Origin of the sequence: Saccharothrix sp. S26 (assembly GCF_021390395.1) — a bacterium.
Lineage (GTDB): Bacteria > Actinomycetota > Actinomycetes > Mycobacteriales > Pseudonocardiaceae > Actinosynnema.
Window position 1 is genome coordinate 81,759 of record NZ_JAJUWT010000030.1, and the last position, 16,717, is coordinate 98,475.

Sequence of the window (16,717 nt, forward strand, 5' to 3'; positions counted from 1 at the left end):
CCTGCGCCCGACCCGCCTGCGCCCGACCCGCCCGTGCCCGGCCGCGCGGCCCGTCGCCCAGCCACGCGCCCCCGCCCGGCCGCGCGCACCCGTCTGACCCGGGATCGGCACCGGTCGGCGCGGCGGCATCCGGCGCGGCGGCCGGTATGTCGGCGGCCGGTGGCCGCGTCCGCCGAGCTCTAAGCCATCGGCCACCTCCGTTCTCGTCGCCGCGCGACATCCGCGGTCGCGGCTGGGGGAGCGGGGGGTGGGTGGTTCGGGGGCTCCGCTCGTTTTCAACCGAGGTGCGGTAACGGTGTTTCCGTACATTCCCCGGCCAGGTTCACCCGATAGTGCTACAGCGGAGGGTGGTGGACGGCGTAGCGGAGCAGGGCGACGCCGTTGCCGAACGCCCTCGACTCGACCAGGTCCAGGTCGGTCTTGCGGTCCTCCGGCCCGAACAGCGGCCGACCCCGGCCCAGCAGGACCGGGTGGACGTAGAGGCGGTACTCGTCGACCAGGTCCAGCCGGCGGAACGTGGAGGTCAGGTTCGGGCCGCCCACCACCAGGTCACCGTCGGCCGAGGACTGGAGAGCGCGCACCTCCTCCGGCACGACCGAACGCGCGATCGTCGCGTTCCACCCGGCCGACGCCAACGTCCGCGAGTACACGACCTTCGGCATCCGCAGCCAGATCCGCGCGAACTCCACCATCGGCGCGGAGTAGGCCGGGTCCTGCCCGACCTCCGGCCACACGTCCGCCATCAGCTCGTAGGTCCGCCGCCCCTCCAGGAACGCGCCCATCCGCGACAGCTCGGCGTTCATGTGCTCGTGCAGCTCGTCGTCCACCAGGTGCCAGTCGATCGACCCGTCCGGCGCCTCGAAGAAGCCGTCCAACGACACCGACAGCCAGACCACGATCTTCCGCAACGCCCACCTCACCAGTCGTGGAGTGTGCCGTCCGCCAACCGGTTCACCGGCAGGTACGCGGCACGGTAGGGGAACCGGTCCGCCGCGTCCACATCGAGCTCCACCCCCAGCCCGGGCGCGTCGGACGGGTGCAGCAGGCCGTCCACGAACGTGTAGGACGTCCGGAACACCTCCAGCGTCCGCTCCGAGTGCCGCATGTACTCCTGGATGCCGAAGTTGTGCACGGCCAGGTCGAGGTGCAGCGCGGCGGCCATGCCGACCGGCGAGATGTCCGTCGGCCCGTGCATCCCCGACTTGACCCCGTACACGGCGGCGAAGTCGAGCACCTTCTTCAACGCCGTGACACCACCGGTGTGGGTGACCGCCGAACGGACGTAGTCGATCAGGCGCTCGCTCAGCAACGTCGTGTAGTCGTGGATGGAGTTGAACACCTCACCGATCGCCAACGGCGTGGTGGTGTGCTGCCTGATCAGCCGCAACGCCGCCTGGTCCTCGCCGGGTGTGGCGTCCTCCAGCCAGAACAGGTCGTACGGCTCCAACGCCTTGCCCAGCCGTGCCGCCTCGATCGGGGTCATCCGGTGGTGGCCGTCGTGCAGCAGTGGCAGCGCCGGGCCGAACTCTGACCGCACCGCCTCGAACACCGACGGCACGTGCCGCAGGTAGGCCCGCGTGTCCCAGCTCTCCTCCACCGGCAGCGCCGTGGGCCGCGCCGGCTCGTAGTCGTACCGGTCGCCGCCGCCGGCCGCCGACGCCGCCACCCCGTACACGGTGGCCAGGCCCGGGATGCCGGTCTGCACGCGGATCGCCCGGAACCCCAGCTCCAGGTGCGCCCGGATCGAGTCGAACAGCTCCGGCAGGTCCCGCCCGGACGCGTGCCCGTACGCCAGCGCGCCGACCCGGCACGCCCCGCCCAGCAACTGGTACAGCGGCATCCCCGCGGCCCGCGCCTTGATGTCCCACAGGGCGGTGTCGACGGCGGCGATCGCGGCCATCGTCACCGGGCCCCGCCGCCAGTACGCGCCCCGGTACAGGTACTGCCAGGTGTCCTCGATCGCCGACGCGTCCCGCCCGACCAGCAGCGGCACGACGTGCTCCCGCAGGTACGCCTCCACCGCCAGCTCACGCCCGTTGAGCGTCCCGTCGCCCAGACCGGTGATCCCGTCCTCGGTGGTGATGCGCAGCGTCACGAAGTTCCGCCCCGGACAGGTCACCACCACGTCCACCGCCGCGATCCTCACCCCAGCACCTCCCCGACCAGCACGCCGAACGCACCCAGCTCCACCGCGTCCAACGGCGAGCCGTCCAACCCCACCAGCACACCGTCCACCACCGGCCGCACCACCACCGGCGACGCGTGCTGGCTCACGAACCACGCGAACACCCGCCCGTCGACCGAGTGCTCCATCACCCCGGTCATCACCAGCGGGTCGTCCACCCGCACCCGCGGCGGGACACCGGCGACCACGGCCAGCGCCGCGTACAGCCGCCACGTCGGCTCCGGGTTCACCCGGGGCGTCCGCGCGGCCATGTGCTCCACCGGGTACGTGCACAGCACCATCCACCCGTCGCCGACCCGGTGGCGCAGCAACGCGGGCCGCCCGTGCCCGTCCACCGCGACCACCTCCGCCCCGTCCGGCACGACCGGCAGGAACGCCCGCGACTCGGCCGTGCCGCCGACCCGGAACACCAGCTCCTCGCCCGCGCCGATGCCGCCGAAGTCCCGCTGGAACACCATCCGCAGCACGTCGTCCTCGATCGGGTCGACCAACCCGTACCGCAGCTGCTTCACCACGCCGAACATCCCGTCCAGCCCCGGCCACCACGGCCCCCGCTGCGTCCGGTGCTCACCGACGAAGTACGACGCGTACACCACCGCGCCCGCCGACGCGCGCTCCACCAAGGTCCGCCACGTCGGCGCGGTGAGCTGCTTCACCGACGGCACGAGGTACAGCGCGCAGTCGTCCGGCACGCCGTCCAGCTCGCGCGCCACCCCCACCGGCAGGTCCGCCTCCCGTGCCGCGACGTAGGCCTGCCGCGCGTTGTCGGCCACGCTCGTCGCGTCCTCGGGCTGCGTGAACGGGTAGCGCGCCTCCAGGAACGACGACACCAGCAGCGCGATCGACGTGTCCGGCCGCCGCAGCCGGGCGAAGTCCGTGCGCCGCAGCACCTCCGTGAACGCCCGCACCTCCAGCAGTTGCGCCTTCGGCCGCCCGGCGGAGTCGGTCAACCCGAAGTGCATCTCGAACGGGTGGTGCCGGTAGGGGTCGCGGTCGGCCAGGTCGTCGAAGTCGGTGTTGTTCCACGGGATCCAGCCGGTCGCGCCGGCCAGCAACGTCGTGTGCAGCACCTGCCGGTAGTAGTGCGCGGCGTTCTCCTCCGACACGTAGTCCGACGTCACGCCGAACTCCTCCATGATCACCGGCTTGCCGCCGATGTCGAGCAGCTCGCACACGAACGCCGCGCCGAGGTGCAGCCGCAGCTGGTCGTCCTCCATCCGGTACACGTGCGGTCCGTGGAAGTCGACCAGCGGCGCGAGGTCGCGGACCCGGAACCCGTTGTCCAGCCCGGTGACCTCCACGCCCCACGCGCCGTCGCCGATCGACACCGGCTGCGTGGCGCCCGCCGCCCGGATCTCGGAGATCAACGCCGCCGCCCACGCCGTCACCGCGTCCGCGTCCAGCGTGCCGACGCCCCGCGACCGCCAGTCGGCGTAGATCGGGATCTCGTTGCTCAGCAGCCACCCCGCCACCGCCGGGTGGTCCTTCCACCGGTCGGTCAGCTCGCGCACGTACCAGCGCTGCCGGTCCAGGAACCACTCGTCGGCGAACACGTCCCGGCCGCCGCGCCACGCCGGGTCCCAGTTCTGGCCCGACATGTGCCCGACGACGAACGTCGGGATCGTGCGCATCCCCAGGGCCACGTGCCGGTCGAGGAAGTCGTGGTAGCGGGCCGGCAGCTCGCCGTCCAGCTCGTCCTCGGTCGGCATGAAGTCGGGCCAGTGGAAGAAGCTGCGGGTCAGGCCGATGCCGTGCGCGCGCATCACCCGCAGCTCCTGGTCCACCACGGCCGGGTCGTAGTCGCGCCACATGGCCGGGCCGCCGGTCCGCGACCAGTAGTTGACCCCGACCCAGACGTCGGGGCCGGCGAGCTTGGCAGAGTTGCGCCGCATGGCACAGGTATATCGTTTAACCTGATGTCTGTCGAGGTCCGCTGCTCAGCCGGTGTAACGTTTGCCGGGTGGTAAGCCGCAAGCCGACGATCACCGACGTCGCCGCCCTCGCCGGCGTGTCGGTGGCGGCCGTGTCGAAGGTCGTCAACGGCAAGGGCAGCATCTCCGCCGCCACCCGCGACCGGGTCCTGACCGCCGCGAGCAAACTCCGCTGGACCCCGTCCGCCGCCGCCGTGGCGCTGCGCTCGGCCAAGACCCGGGCCATCGGCATGGTCGCCAAGCGCTCACCGGACCTGCTCAGCGCCGACCCCCACTTCACCCTGCTGATCTCCGGCATCGAGGACGAGCTGTCCCCGCTCGGCTACGGCCTGCTGCTGCACATCGTCGGCGAGGAACCCACCGCCGAGGAGGCCGCCTACCGCAGGCTCGCCGACGAACGCCGGGTCGACGGCGTCGTGCTCACCGAGAGCCGCATCGGCGACACCCGGTTCGAGCTGCTGCGCGCCCTCGACCTCACCGCGGTGCTCGTCGGCACGCCGTGGCGCGACGACCCCGTGCCCTCCGTGCAGGCGACCGGACCCGCCGACGGCATCCGAGCCGCCGTCGAGCACCTCGTCGGGCACGGCCACCGGCACATCGCCTACGTCTCCGGCCCCGAGGACCGCGTCCACACGCTGCACCGCCGCCGCGTGTTCGAGGACGCCCTGGCCGCCCACGGCCTCACACCCAGCCACTCGCTCGTGTCCGACTTCACCGCCGCCGGCGCGGCCCACGCGATCGGCACCCTGCTGACCGGCCACCGCCGGCCCACCGCCGTGCTGTTCGCCAACGACTCCATGGCCGTGGCCGGGATGAGCGCGGCCCGCCGGCTCGGCGTCGACGTGCCCGGCGAGCTGTCCGTCATCGGCCACGACGACCTGCCGCTGGGCGAGCTGGTCCACCCGCGGCTCACCACCGTGCGCCAGGACCTCGTCGGCCTCGGCCGCGCCGCGGCCCGCGTGCTGCTCGCCGCCCTCGGCGAGGTCGAGGGCACCCCGACCGACATCCGCCCACCCGAGCTGGTCGTCCGCGAGTCCACCGCCCCCGCCCCGGGCCGCACGTAGAGTGGACCGCATGCGCACGCGGCCGACGTTGAGCTGGACGCCGACCGGCGCGCCGCTGCCCCGCACCACCAGCCTCGACGAGGTCGTGCGCGTGGTCGCCGACGGGCGGGTGCTCGTGCTCAGCGGCGCGGGCCTGTCCACCGAGTCCGGCATCCCCGACTACCGGGGCGCGTCCGGCAGCCTGCGCAAGCACACCCCGATGACCTACGACGAGTTCACCGGCAGCGTCGAGGGCCGGCGCCGGTACTGGGCGCGCAGCCACCTCGGCTGGCGGACCATCGCCCGCGCCGCACCCAACACCGGCCACCGCGCCGTGACGCGGCTGCACGCCCGCGGCCACCTCGCCGGCGTGATCACGCAGAACGTCGACGGCCTGCACCAGGCCGCGGGCACACCCGACGTGGTCGAGCTGCACGGCAGCCTCGACCGGGTCGTCTGCCTGGACTGCGGCGCGGTGAGCGCCCGCGAGGACCTCGACCGCCGGCTGCGCGCCGCCAACCCCGCGTTCGAGGCCACCGCCACCCGGATCAACCCCGACGGCGACGTGGACCTGCCCGAGCACGACGTGCGGTCGTTCCGGCTGGTCGACTGCGCCGCCTGCGGCGACGGCGTGCTCAAGCCGGACGTGGTGTTCTTCGGCGAGAACGTGCCCCGGCCCCGCGTCGAGCGGTGCTACCGGCTGGTGGACTCCGCCCACGCCCTGCTCGTGCTCGGCTCGTCCCTGACCGTCATGTCCGGCCTGCGGTTCGTCCGCCGCGCCGCCGCGGCCGGCAAGCCGGTCCTCATCGTCAACCAGGGCGAGACCAGGGGCGACGTCCACGCGACCGTCCGCGTCGACCTGCCCCTGGGCCAAGCCCTGACCTCCCTGCTCGCCTGCCTCTGACACCCTGTCCGCCTCCGGCGAGGAAAGGTCACCTGACGGAGTGAGCGACCTCCCTCCGTCGCGTGCCGGCCGGACGGCCCGGGTACGCCCCGTGCATGACCAGTGAAACCATCGAGGCGCCGGCCCGGGACGGGAGGGTCGACGACGCGAGGCCGCACCCCGGCCTGAGCGATCCCGCGTACCTGCGCCGCCGTGACGCGATCGTGGCCGCGGCCGAGGGGCACGAGGTGGGTGCGCCCTCGCCGCCCGTCACCTACACCGACCAGGAGCACGCCACCTGGCGGCACGTCCACGCCGCGCTGACCGCGGTCCAGGAGCACACGGTGTGCCGGGAGGTGCTGCACGCCCGCGACGCCGCGCCCATCCCCGCCGACCACGTGCCGCAGCACGCCGAGGTCGGCGACCGCCTCCACGCGCTGACCGAGTTCCGGTTCACCCTCGCCGGCGGGCTCGTGCCGGACAAGCGGTTCCTCGGCGCGATGGCCCGCGGCTACTTCCACGCGGTGCAGTACGTGCGGCACCCCGCCATGCCCCTCTACACGCCCGAGCCCGACGTCGTGCACGACGTGTACGGCCACGGCACGCACCTGTCCTCGCCGTGGTTCGCCGACCTCTACCGCCTGGTCGGCGCGGCGGCGTCCCGAGTGGACAGCGCGGACGCCCTGGACCTGATCAGCCGCGTGTACTGGTTCACCCTGGAGTACGGCGTCGCGCACGAACGCGGGCGGCCCAGGGCGTACGGGGCGGCGCTGCTGTCCTCGTACGGCGAACTGGGCCGACTGCACCGCGCCGAGATCAGGCCGTGGTCCGTCGAACGCGTCGTGGACACCGCCTACGTGGCGGCCGGGTACCAGCCGGTGCTGTACGCGGTGCGCTCGCTGGACCACCTCGCCGACGTGCTGCACGACTTCCTGGACGAGTTCGACGAGACGACCCGCGACCGCCTGCGCCTGCCCGCGCTGCACGAGCGCGGCGCGGTCGCGTGACCACCGCCCCCGACCGCTAGCCGCGCCGGATCCGCAGCACGACGTCCCACCGGGTCCCGTGCTGACCCTCCGGGCCGGTGATCTCCCGCTCGACCGACTCGTCCACCTCCACCACCCACTCCGGACCCAGCCGCAGCGAGGCCAGCACGTCGGCGTTGGTGGGGAACCGGTAGTCCACCGGGGGGTTGTCGCGCAACCAGGTCGGCCAGTCGGCGTGCCCCACCACGAGCAGCACCCCGCCGCGCGCCACGGCCTCGGCCGCCCGCGCCAGGATGCCCTCGCGCTCGCCCTCGACGGCCACCGACGAGTGCAGGAACTGCGCCGACACCAGGTCGAACACCCCGGTCGGGAACGAGCGCGCCAGGTCGTGCCGCTGCCAGTCCACGCGCGCGGCCAGGCCCAGCTCCGTGGCGCGGGCCGCGCCCCTGGCCAGCGCGACGGCCGACACGTCGACGGCGGTCACCCGCCAGCCCTGTTCGGCCAGCCACAACGCGTCACCGCCCTCGCCGCAGCCCAGGTCCAGCGCCGTGCCCGGCTCCAGGTGCGCGACCTGCCGGACCAGCAGCTCGTTCGGCTTGCCGGTCCACACCTGGTCGCGGTCGCGGTAGAAGGTCTCCCAGTACTCCTCAGTGGCGTTCATGCCCCGATCCTGCGGACCGGACCGGTCGATCGGCAAAGAAAGTTGCCGAACCGGCAACCCGGACGGTCGCTGTCGATCACGGGAGAGTGACCGGGATCGTCTCCCGGCCGTCGGCCACGCCTGGCCACCCGCAAGCGCATGTCGTTGTGTAGTCAGCAAAATCGCTCGATCGTGTAGTCACCCATCGCTCGAACGAGTCGAGGTTTTTCGGGTTCTACGCTGCCCATCCGATATCCGGATCACACCGACCGCTTCCACGCGGCGGCTGTCTCCACGGGCCGTATCTCCCTGGGAAGGGTCGCGTGACTGGCTACCTCGCACTCGCCGCCTCCGCGGTGCTCTACGCGCTGGGCATCGTCGCCCAGTCGATCGCCTCCCGGCGCGCCGACGAAGGCGGCGGCGGCCTCGGCCTGCTCGCCCGGCTCGCCCGCGACCGGCTCTACCTGCTCGGCTTCGCGGGCCAGGTCGGCGGGTTCGCGCTGGCCTTCCTCGCCCGCGCCCGACTGCCGCTCTACCTCGTGCAGGCCGGCTCGTCCTGCGCGGTCGGCCTGGCCACCCTGTTCGGCATCGCCGTGCTCGGCTGGCGGGTCCGCGCGATCGAGGTCGTGGTGCTCGTCGTCATGGCCACCGGCCTGCTCCTGCTCGTCGGGGCGGCCACCCCCTCGACCGCGCACGACGTGCCCCAAGGCACGGGCATCGTCCTGTTCGGACTCCCCGTCGTCGCGCTCGTCCTGGCGCAGCGGCGCGTCGGCGGCGTCGTGCCGCTCGCCGCCCTCGCCGGCCTCGCGTTCGCCGTGGTCGCCATGACCAGCCGCACCCTGGCCGACGAACCGCTGCCCACCCTCCCGCTGTATCCCCTCGCGTGGCTCATGATCGCCGCCGCCCTCGTCGGCCAGTCCTACCTCGCGCTGGCCCTGCGCCGCGGCTCCGCCACCTCCACCGTCGCCACCATGGACGCCACCACCGTCGTGGTCACCTCCATCATCGGCATCGCCGCCCTCGGCGACCGGATCACCCCCGGCCGCGAGTGGTGGGTCGCCCTCGGCGTCGCCCTCGTCGTGTCCGGCGTGCTCCTGCTCGGCTACGCCGACCGCTTCGCCAAGGCCACCGCGGAGGCCACCCGGTGAACACCGCCAGCGTCTCCCTCGACCTCGACAACCTCTGGGCCTACCTCAAGACCCACGGCGACCCCGAATGGGAACGCCGACCGAGCTTCCTGCCCACCGCCGTGCCACGCCTGCTCGAGGTCTTCGGCACCCACGGCCTCACCACCACCGTGTTCGTCGTCGGCGCGGACGCCGAGCGCGACGACGGCGCACGGGCCGTCGCCGACCTCGCCGCCGCCGGCCACGAGATCGGCAACCACTCCTACGGCCACGAACCCTGGCTGCACCGCTACACCCGCGACCGGCTCGACACCGAGCTCGCCCGCACCGAGAACGCCATCGTCGCGGCCGGCGCACCACGCCCCACCGGCTTCCGCGGCCCCGGCTACAGCGTCACCCGCGACCTGCTCGAACTGCTCGCCGACCGCGGCTACCGCTACGACGCCAGCACCCTGCCCACCTGGATCGGCCCGCTCGCCCGCGCCTACCACAACCGCACCGCCCCGACCGGCGGCGACCGCGACCTGTTCGGCGGCTTCGCCCGCGTCCGCGCACCCAACGCCGCCTACCGCTGGCGCGTCGGCCCGGGCCTGGTCGAGCTGCCGGTCACCACCATGCCGCTGCTGCGCGTCCCCATCCACGGCTCCTACCTGCTCCAACTCCACCAGGTCTCGCCACGCCTGGCCCGCGGCTACTTCACCGCCGCCCTGCGCCTGTGCCGGGCCCGCGGCGTGCAGCCGTCCCTGCTGCTGCACCCCACCGACGTGCTCGGCGCGGCCGAAGCACCCGGCATGGAGTTCTTCCCCGGCATGGCGGTCCCCGGCGCGCGGAAGGTCGAGTTCCTCGGCTGGGTCCTCGGCGCGCTGCGCGCCCACCACTTCGAGGTCGTCGGCACCGGCGCGCACGTCGACCGGCTCGACGCGGGCCTGCGCGAGCACGACACCGGACTCCTGGCGCGGTGCGGCGGATGACCTGGCTGGTGCGGGCCCTCACGTGCGCGACGGTGTTCGTCGCGCCGCTGGAGGGCTACCTCCTCCAAGCCCACGACCACCTGGCCAAGGCGCCACCCGCGCTGCTCGTCCTCACCTGGGCCGCCCTGCGCGCGCGGCAACGCCGAGCACCCGAACCCCACCCCGCGCACCTGGTCCTCGCCGCGCTCGCCATCGTCCTGCTCGCGTCCTGGGCGGTGCACGCCGGCGGCCCCTACGCCACCACGTACGCCCTGCGCTGGCTGCCGTTCCTGCTCGTCACCGTCGTGCTGATCGACGTCGCCGCCCGCGAGGTGCCCCTCCGCGCGATACTCGCCGCGACCGCGGCCGGAGCCGTGGTCGCCGCCGTCGGCGCACTGCTCGGCATGGCCGCCGAAGGCCAGACCCGCGCCGCCGGACCGCTGGAGGACCCCAACGACCTGGCCTACTTCCTGGTCGCCGCCCTGCCCCTGCTCCTCGCGCTGCGCCGCCGCACCCTCCTCACCGCCGTCACCGCCGTCATCCTCGCGGCCGGCGCGGCGGCGACGTTCTCCCGAGGAGGCGCGCTCGCCCTCACCGCCGCCCTCGCCTGGCTGCTCGCCCGCCGCGCCCTGCCGCTCAAAGCCCTCGCGGGCGGCGTCGCCGCCCTGGCCGTGCTCGGCGTCGCCGCCGTCCTCGTCGCCGGACCGACCCTCGACCGGGCCGTGCGCGAGAAGACCCACGTCGCCGAGACCAACGTGGACACCCGCGAACTGCGCTGGCAGGCCGCCGCCCGCATGGTCGCCCAGCACCCAGCGCTCGGCGTCGGACCGGGCGGCTTCCGCGAGGGCTACCCCGCCGCCTCGAAGAACGCCGAGATCGACGAACAGACCCCGGTCGCCCACAACATGTACCTCGAAGTCGCCGCCGAACTCGGCGTGCCCGGCCTCACCCTGTTCCTCGCCCTCCTCGCGCTCACCGCCGTCACCAGCGAACGCGTCCGCCGCACCACCCCCGACCCGCTGCCGATCCTCGCCGCCCAGGCGTCCCTGATCGCCGTCGTGGTCGCCTCCACCTTCCTGTCCCAGCAGTACTACCTGCCGTTGTGGTCGCTGGTCGCGGTCGTCGCCGCGGCCGACCTGCGTCTGAGGAGAGCGAACGACGTTGCGCGTGCTCCACGTGATCAGTGAGATGGGAACCGGCGGCGCCGAAGCGCTCGTCGCCGGCATGGCCAGGTCCGGCACCCGGTACGGCTGGCAGTCGGCCGTGGCCAGCGGCGGCGGCCACCGCGCCGAGGCGTTGCGCGCGTGCGGCGTGCCGACGTTCACCGTGCCCGTGGCCCGCCGCAGGGCGACCGGCGTGCTGCGCGCGACCCTGGCCACCAGGGCCGCCATCCGCAGCTTCCGACCCCAGGTCGTGCTGGCGCACAACGTGTCCGCCAGCCTCGTCGCACGCCTGGCCGTGCTGCCCCGCCGACTGCCGGTGCTCACCGTGTTCCACGGCGTCGCGGACACCGACTACACCGGCGCCGCCCGCATCCTCAAGCACACCTCCCGCACCGTCGTCGCGGTCGCCGACGCCACCGCCCACCGGCTGCGCGCCGCCGGCGTCCCCGACCCCGTCGTCATCCCCAACGCCGTGTTCCCCCAACCCGAACGGGTCGACCGCGACGCGGTCCGCGCCGTGCACGGCATCGCACCCGACGTGCCCGTCGCCCTGTGCCCCGCCCGACTCGAACCGCAGAAACGCCACGACGTGCTGCTCGAAGCGTGGGCCAAGCTCGACGGCGACGCCGTGCTGTGGCTCGCCGGCGACGGCAGCCTCCACGACGACCTCCTCCTGCGCGCCGCCGAACTCGGCATCACCGACCGCGTCCACTTCCTCGGCAACCGGTGCGACGTGCCCGACCTCCTCGCCGCCGCCGACGTCACCGTCCTCACCAGCGACTGGGAAGGCATGCCCATCGCCGTGCTCGAATCCCTCGCCGCCGGACGCCCCGTCGTCGCGACCGACGTCGACGGCGTGCGCCAAGCCCTCGCCGGAGGCGGCGGCCTGATCGTGCCCCGCCGCGACCCCGGCGCGACCGCCGACGCCCTGCGGACCCTGCTGTTCGACCCCCGAACCCGAGCCGAACTCGCCGAGGAAGGCCGCGCGGCCGTGCGCCGCGAACACGACCCCCGCCTGCTGATGCGGTCCTACGACGAACTGCTGCGCACCGCGATAGGAGCGTCATGATCCACCTGCGCCGGTGGCGGGACGTGCGCGTCCCCGCCGCCCTCACCCGCCCACTCGTGCTCAGCCTCACGATCGCGCTGCTCGTCGCGACCGTCGTGGTGGTCGCCGTCGAGATCGCCGGCAAGGAGTACGAGAGCCGCGTCGGCGTCCTCGCCGTCCCCGCCGTCGGCGACCCCGACCAACCCCGCGAAGCCAGCTTCGGCGAAGTCGTCGCCCTCTCCCTGCCCGCGCTCGTCGAAGTCGCCCGCACCCCCACGGTGCTGCGCGCCACCGCCGAGGACCTCGGCACCACCACCGACGACCTCGCCCGCCGCGTGTCCGTCGAACTCGTGCCCGCCTCCGGCCTCGCCCGGCTGTCCGTCCGCGCCGACACCGCCGACCAGGCCGCCCAAGCCGCGACCCGCATCGCGCAGACCGTGGTCGACGCCGACCTGTTCGCACCCGTCGCCCGCCTGCGCCTGCTCGACCGGCCCGAGACCACCCAGGTCGCACCCGACCGGCCGCTGGCCTACGGCCTCGCGCTCATCGCCGGCGTGCTCGCCGGCCTCGCCGCCCACGCCGTCGGCCACCTGCGCCGCACCCGACCCCGCGACCTCGTGCGCGCCGCCCTCACCGCCGGCGGCGTCCGCCACCCCGTCACCGTGCTCCCCGACGACGACCCCGACCTCACCCCACGGCTCGCGCTGCTGTGCGAGGCGTCCGCCCGACCCGCGCGCGTCGTCGCCGTCGTCCCCCGCCTGACCGAACGCGCCGAGGAACTCGCCGCCGAACTGCCCGACAAGACCTGCGAACCCGCCGACGGCGACGCCGTCATCGCCCTCGTCCCCGACCGCGGACCGCAGGACGAGCTGGCGGCCGTGGTCGGCGCGCTGCCCACCACGGCGACCCTGGTGGCGGTGGTGACGTGCTGAAGACCGTGACGACCAAGGACAAGGCGCGGGTGCTCACCGCACTGGTCACCGCGATCGGCGCGGCCGCCGCCTGGCGCGCCGTGCGACCGTCCTGGCAAGCGCCGATCCCGACGTGGACCAACCTGCCCGAGGAACGCCTCCAGGACTTCCGGGACGCGCTGTACTTCCCCATCCGCGAGTTCCTCGCCGGCGGCAACCCCTACCACCCGGCCACCATGTTCGAGCACTGGCCCGTGCGGCAGGCGTTCAACCTCTACCAGCCCTACCACCTCGTGCTGCACGCACCGTTCGCGCTCCCCGGCTACCGGGTCGGCGCGGTGGCGTTCACCCTCGCCTCGCTGGTGCTGCTGGGCGCGCTCGCCCTGCTGGCCGCGGGCCGGCTGCGGCCCCACGTGCCGCTGGTCCTGGGCACCGCGGTGATCGCCACGCTGCTCGTGCTCAGCCAAGTCGGCAAGGCCCAGCTGTACGTCGGCCAGGTCAACCCGCTCATCGCGGTCGGCGCGGCGGGCGCGCTGCTGGCCCGGCGCGACGCCCCGAAGTGGGCGGCGGTCGCGCTCGCGCTGGCCTGGCTCAAACCCCAGTTCGGCCTGCCGCTGGCCGTGCTGCTGTCCGTGCGCGGATCACACCGGGTCGCCTTGACCGGCACCGCGATCGCGGCGGCGGCCAGCACCGTCGTGGTGGTGCCGCTGGTCGTGCGCGGCGGTGGCATCGGACCGTTCCTCGACGTCATCGCGGCGAACCTCGCGCACGCCGGCGAGACCGCGTACGGCGCGGTGGACTCCATGACCGCCCAACGGGTCGACGTCGCCGCCGTCCTCTACCGCATCACCGGCTGGCTGCCCGACGGCGCGGAACCCGTCGTGCTCGTCGGCGTGCTCGTGGCCAGCGCCATCCTGGTGCGCCGACTGGACCGCATGGGCCAACCCGCCGCGGCCGACCTGCTTACGTGCCTCGCGGTGGTGGCCGCGATCGTGCACCAACCGGGCGACGTGCTGATCGCCGTGCCGTCGCTGGCCGCGGTGGGGGTCGTGTGGTGGCGGGGCGGGTGCGAACGGGACTGGCGGCTCGGCCTGTCGGCGGTGCTGCTGCTCGTGCCGTTCGCGCACCTGCACTTCGTCAGCCAGGCGATCCGCGCCGTGACCACCGCGCGGGTCGACGTGACGGTCGACGGGGTCGCGGTCGTGGTGGCGTGGGCGCTGGCGGCGGCGTTCGCGGCCACCCGCCGGTGCTCCGCCGTCGGCACGGTCCGGACGTGACACCGGCCGGCGGGGACGGCGCCGGGGTGACACCGGTCGGTCGGGACGGGTCGGGCGTCGGGTCCGAGGCCGCGCCGGTCGGGCGGCGGGCCGTGCGCGGGTCGCTGTGGCTGTTCCTGGTCAACCTCGTCGGCAAGGGCAGCCAGATGGCCGTCACGCTCGTCCTCGCCGCGTTCCTCACCGAAGAAGGGCTCGGGCTCGTCGCGCTCGCCGTCGCGCTGGTCAACATCGGCCAGGTCGTCCAGTCGATGGGCGTGTACGACGTCGTCAGCCGCACCGACCGCGACCCCCGCCGCATGGCGGGCACCCTGCTCGTGCTCAGCGCCGGCACCGGCCTGGCACTGGCGGTCGCGCTGGTCCTCGCGGCGGACGCGATCGCGCACGCGCTGGACGCCCCGGCGGTCGCCCCGCTCATCCGGCTCGCGGCGCTGAGCCTGCCGTTCTCGGCGACAGCCGGCGTGCAGATGGGACTGCTGCACCGCGACCTCGACTTCCGCCGACGACTGGTGCCCGACGCGGGCGCGGCGGTGCTCGGCGCGGCCGTCACCATCGCGCTCGCGGTCACCGGAGCCGGACCGCACTCCCTGGTCATCGGGCTGCTGTGCACGGCCGTCGCCCAACCCGCGCTCGGCGTCGCGGTCGGAGTCCGGGTCCGCCCGGCGTGGGACGCCGAGGCGGCCGGCGAGGCGCTGCGGTGGATCGCGGTGGTCGGACCCGGCGCGCTGGTCGCCGTGCTGCTGATCAACGTCGACTACCTGGCGATCGCGCGCGTCCACGGACCCGACGCGGTCGGCGTGTACTCGCTGGCCTACCGGATCGCCTGGGTGCCCTACATCCTGGTGGCGGTGGTCATCGGCGGCGTGGTGCTGCCGTTGTGCGCCAAACTCGTCCGCGACGGCGCGGCACTGTCCGAAGTGGTCGGACGCGCCACCTCGGCGGTGCTCGTCGTGACCGGCGGGCTGTACGCGGTCACGGCGGCGCTCGCCGAACGGGTCGTGGTGTTCGGCGAGCGGTGGTCCGAAGCCGCCGTGCCCCTGGCCCTGCTCTGCCTGTACGGGCTGGGGATCAGCCTCCTGCACGTCTGGTACCAGGTGCTCAAGGCCGCCGGGCACGCGCGCCGGTACCTCGCGCTGGAAGTCAGCCACCTCGTCCTGCTCACCGGCGGGCTGCTCCTGTTCACCCGGCACGGCGTGGTCGCGGTCGCACTGGTCCAGGTCACGGCCGCGTGGCTGCTCGTGCCCTGCACCTGGTGGGCGATGGCGCGAAAGGGCATCGGACCGCCGCTGCCGGCACTCACCCGCGGCGTCGCGGGAGTCGTCGTGGCGACCGGCTGCTGCGCGGCGGTCGCCCACCTGGTCGGTGACGCGTTCGGGCCACCCGGATCGGTGGTGGCCGCACTCGGTGAAGGGGTCGTGTTGGCAGTGGTGTGCGGCGTGGTCGTGCTGGCGGCGAACCGGGAGGTGGTGCGCCGGTGAAGGTCGTGCACGTGAGCCAACCCGTCACGGCGGGCGTGGCGGCGGTGGTGCTGGACCTGGCCCGCGCCCAACGGGACCTCGGCTGGACGGTGACCGTGGCGTGCCCGCCCGGTCCCCTCGCCGAACGGGCCCGCGACCTGGGCGTCGACGTGCGGACGTGGCACGCCCGCCGACACCCCGGGATCGCGACGGCCGGCGAGGTCGTGCGGCTGCGGCGCGTGCTGCGGGACGTCGACCCGGACGTCGTGCACCTGCACAGCTCCAAGGCCGGGCTCGTCGGACGGCTCGTCGTGCGCGGACGACGGCCGACCCTGTTCCAGCCGCACATGTGGTCGTTCCAGAGCGCCGGCGGAGCGGTCGGGCGGGCGGCACGGCTGTGGGAGCGGAAAGGGGCGCGGTGGACGCACCAACTCGTGTGCGTCAGCGACGACGAACTGGCCGCCGGACGAGCCGCCGGTGTTCGCGGGCCCGCGGAGGTCGTGTGCAACGGCGTGGACATCGACCGGTTCCGACCCGACGACCGGGCCGCGGCCCGGCGACGACTGGGGCTGCCGGACGTGCCCACGGCGGTGTGCGTCGGGCGGCTGGTGCCGTACAAGGGGCAGGACCAGCTGCTCGCGGCCTGGCCGTCCGTGCGGGCGCAGGTCCCGGACGCGCGGTTGGTGCTCGTCGGCGACGGGCCGATGGCGCAGCGGTGGCGGGGGGAGGACGACTCGGTGCTGTGGTGGGGGCACGACGACGCGGTCGCCGACTTCTACGCGGCGGCGGACGTGGTGGTGCTGCCGTCGCGGTCCGAGGGGATGGCCCTCGTGCCGTTGGAGGCGATGGCGTGCGGGCGGTCCGTGGTGGCGTTCGACGTCAGCGGCGTGCGGCAGAGCGTCGGTGAGGCGGGGGCGGTGCTCGCGGCCGGGGACGTGGAGGGGTTGGCGGAAGCGGTCGCGGTGCGGCTGGCCGATCCTTCGGCGGCTGACCTGGAGGGGGCGCACGGGCGGCGGCGGGTGGAGCTGCTGTTCGACCGGAGGCAGGTGGCGGATCAGATCGCGACGTTGGTGGACAAGCTGTTGGTGGGGGCGAGGTGAGGGGCAGCGGTTGGGTTCC

At 74.1% G+C, this 16,717-nt stretch carries 15 protein-coding genes; 11 read left to right on the forward strand and 4 right to left on the reverse strand.

Features of this window, described 5'->3' with window-relative positions; all coding sequences use genetic code 11:
• Positions 1 to 335: 335 nt before the first annotated feature.
• The 3 genes from LZG04_RS37410 to LZG04_RS37420 are packed head-to-tail and all read right to left on the reverse strand — an operon-like array spanning position 336 to position 4,077.
• Entirely contained in the window at positions 336 to 908 is a 573-nt protein-coding gene (locus LZG04_RS37410) for a dihydrofolate reductase family protein (RefSeq protein ID WP_233826290.1), read from the reverse strand.
• A gap of 8 nt (positions 909 to 916) precedes the next feature.
• Positions 917 to 2,146, reverse strand: a complete 1,230-nt coding sequence (gene manD, locus LZG04_RS37415; protein WP_233826291.1) for a D-mannonate dehydratase ManD — start codon at positions 2,144 to 2,146, stop codon at positions 917 to 919.
• On the reverse strand, positions 2,143 to 4,077 hold the full coding sequence (locus tag LZG04_RS37420; protein ID WP_233826293.1) for a cellulase family glycosylhydrolase: 1,935 nt from the start codon (positions 4,075 to 4,077) through the stop codon (positions 2,143 to 2,145). Before LZG04_RS37420 ends, manD begins: the two co-directional genes overlap by 4 nt.
• Positions 4,078 to 4,145: 68 nt before the next feature.
• On the opposite strand from LZG04_RS37420, the gene LZG04_RS37425 reads away from it, so the two are divergent.
• From LZG04_RS37425 to LZG04_RS37435, 3 genes are all read left to right on the forward strand, one after another.
• Positions 4,146 to 5,180: a LacI family DNA-binding transcriptional regulator gene (locus tag LZG04_RS37425; RefSeq protein WP_233826294.1), complete on the forward strand. Its 1,035-nt coding sequence runs from the start codon at positions 4,146 to 4,148 to the stop codon at positions 5,178 to 5,180.
• 10 nt (positions 5,181 to 5,190) lie between these two features.
• Complete coding sequence (locus LZG04_RS37430) at positions 5,191 to 6,063, forward strand: NAD-dependent protein deacetylase (RefSeq protein WP_233826296.1); 873 nt, start codon at positions 5,191 to 5,193, stop codon at positions 6,061 to 6,063.
• Between the two features lie 95 nt (positions 6,064 to 6,158).
• Positions 6,159 to 7,049 (forward strand): phenylalanine 4-monooxygenase, encoded by an 891-nt coding sequence (locus tag LZG04_RS37435; protein ID WP_233826297.1) that lies wholly within the window; start codon positions 6,159 to 6,161, stop codon positions 7,047 to 7,049.
• 16 nt (positions 7,050 to 7,065) lie between these two features.
• Here LZG04_RS37435 and LZG04_RS37440 read toward each other — a convergent pair whose 3' ends face one another.
• On the reverse strand, positions 7,066 to 7,689 hold the full coding sequence (locus LZG04_RS37440; RefSeq protein ID WP_233826299.1) for a cyclopropane-fatty-acyl-phospholipid synthase family protein: 624 nt from the start codon (positions 7,687 to 7,689) through the stop codon (positions 7,066 to 7,068).
• A gap of 302 nt (positions 7,690 to 7,991) precedes the next feature.
• Here LZG04_RS37440 and LZG04_RS37445 point away from each other — a divergent pair, with 302 nt between their 5' ends.
• From LZG04_RS37445 to LZG04_RS42840, 8 genes are read left to right on the forward strand one after another with little or no spacing between them, the layout of a single operon-like run.
• A complete protein-coding gene (locus LZG04_RS37445; protein WP_233826301.1) occupies positions 7,992 to 8,816 on the forward strand; it encodes a hypothetical protein in 825 nt (274 codons plus the stop codon).
• Entirely contained in the window at positions 8,813 to 9,766 is a 954-nt protein-coding gene (locus LZG04_RS37450) for a polysaccharide deacetylase family protein (RefSeq protein ID WP_233826303.1), read from the forward strand. The genes LZG04_RS37445 and LZG04_RS37450 overlap by 4 nt, the downstream gene beginning before the upstream one ends.
• A complete protein-coding gene (locus LZG04_RS37455; protein ID WP_233826305.1) occupies positions 9,763 to 10,932 on the forward strand; it encodes an O-antigen ligase family protein in 1,170 nt (389 codons plus the stop codon). The genes LZG04_RS37450 and LZG04_RS37455 overlap by 4 nt, the downstream gene beginning before the upstream one ends.
• Before the next feature lies 1 nt (position 10,933).
• On the forward strand, positions 10,934 to 11,977 hold the full coding sequence (locus LZG04_RS37460) for a glycosyltransferase (protein WP_233826307.1): 1,044 nt from the start codon (positions 10,934 to 10,936) through the stop codon (positions 11,975 to 11,977).
• Positions 11,974 to 12,888, forward strand: coding sequence for a hypothetical protein (locus LZG04_RS37465; protein ID WP_233826308.1), 915 nt, complete (start codon positions 11,974 to 11,976; stop codon positions 12,886 to 12,888). The genes LZG04_RS37460 and LZG04_RS37465 overlap by 4 nt, the downstream gene beginning before the upstream one ends.
• A complete protein-coding gene (locus LZG04_RS37470; protein ID WP_233826309.1) occupies positions 12,882 to 14,144 on the forward strand; it encodes a glycosyltransferase 87 family protein in 1,263 nt (420 codons plus the stop codon). Before LZG04_RS37465 ends, LZG04_RS37470 begins: the two co-directional genes overlap by 7 nt.
• Complete coding sequence (locus LZG04_RS37475; protein WP_233826310.1) at positions 14,141 to 15,619, forward strand: oligosaccharide flippase family protein; 1,479 nt, start codon at positions 14,141 to 14,143, stop codon at positions 15,617 to 15,619. The genes LZG04_RS37470 and LZG04_RS37475 overlap by 4 nt, the downstream gene beginning before the upstream one ends.
• Entirely contained in the window at positions 15,616 to 16,698 is a 1,083-nt protein-coding gene (locus LZG04_RS42840) for a glycosyltransferase (RefSeq protein ID WP_233826312.1), read from the forward strand. Before LZG04_RS37475 ends, LZG04_RS42840 begins: the two co-directional genes overlap by 4 nt.
• The last annotated feature ends 19 nt before the right edge of the window (positions 16,699 to 16,717 follow it).

What these genes read in the sequence shown, in the direction of transcription:
- LZG04_RS37420 (WP_233826293.1), bottom strand. Translation starts at nt 4,077, where the DNA reads ATGCGGCGCAACTCTGCCAAGCTCGCCGGCCCCGACGTCTGGGTCGGG.
- LZG04_RS37430 (WP_233826296.1), top strand. Translation starts at nt 5,191, where the DNA reads ATGCGCACGCGGCCGACGTTGAGCTGGACGCCGACCGGCGCGCCGCTG.
- LZG04_RS37435 (WP_233826297.1), top strand. Translation starts at nt 6,159, where the DNA reads ATGACCAGTGAAACCATCGAGGCGCCGGCCCGGGACGGGAGGGTCGAC.
- LZG04_RS37440 (WP_233826299.1), bottom strand. Translation starts at nt 7,689, where the DNA reads ATGAACGCCACTGAGGAGTACTGGGAGACCTTCTACCGCGACCGCGAC.
- LZG04_RS37455 (WP_233826305.1), top strand. Translation starts at nt 9,763, where the DNA reads ATGACCTGGCTGGTGCGGGCCCTCACGTGCGCGACGGTGTTCGTCGCG.
- LZG04_RS37460 (WP_233826307.1), top strand. Translation starts at nt 10,934, where the DNA reads ATGGGAACCGGCGGCGCCGAAGCGCTCGTCGCCGGCATGGCCAGGTCC.
- LZG04_RS37465 (WP_233826308.1), top strand. Translation starts at nt 11,974, where the DNA reads ATGATCCACCTGCGCCGGTGGCGGGACGTGCGCGTCCCCGCCGCCCTC.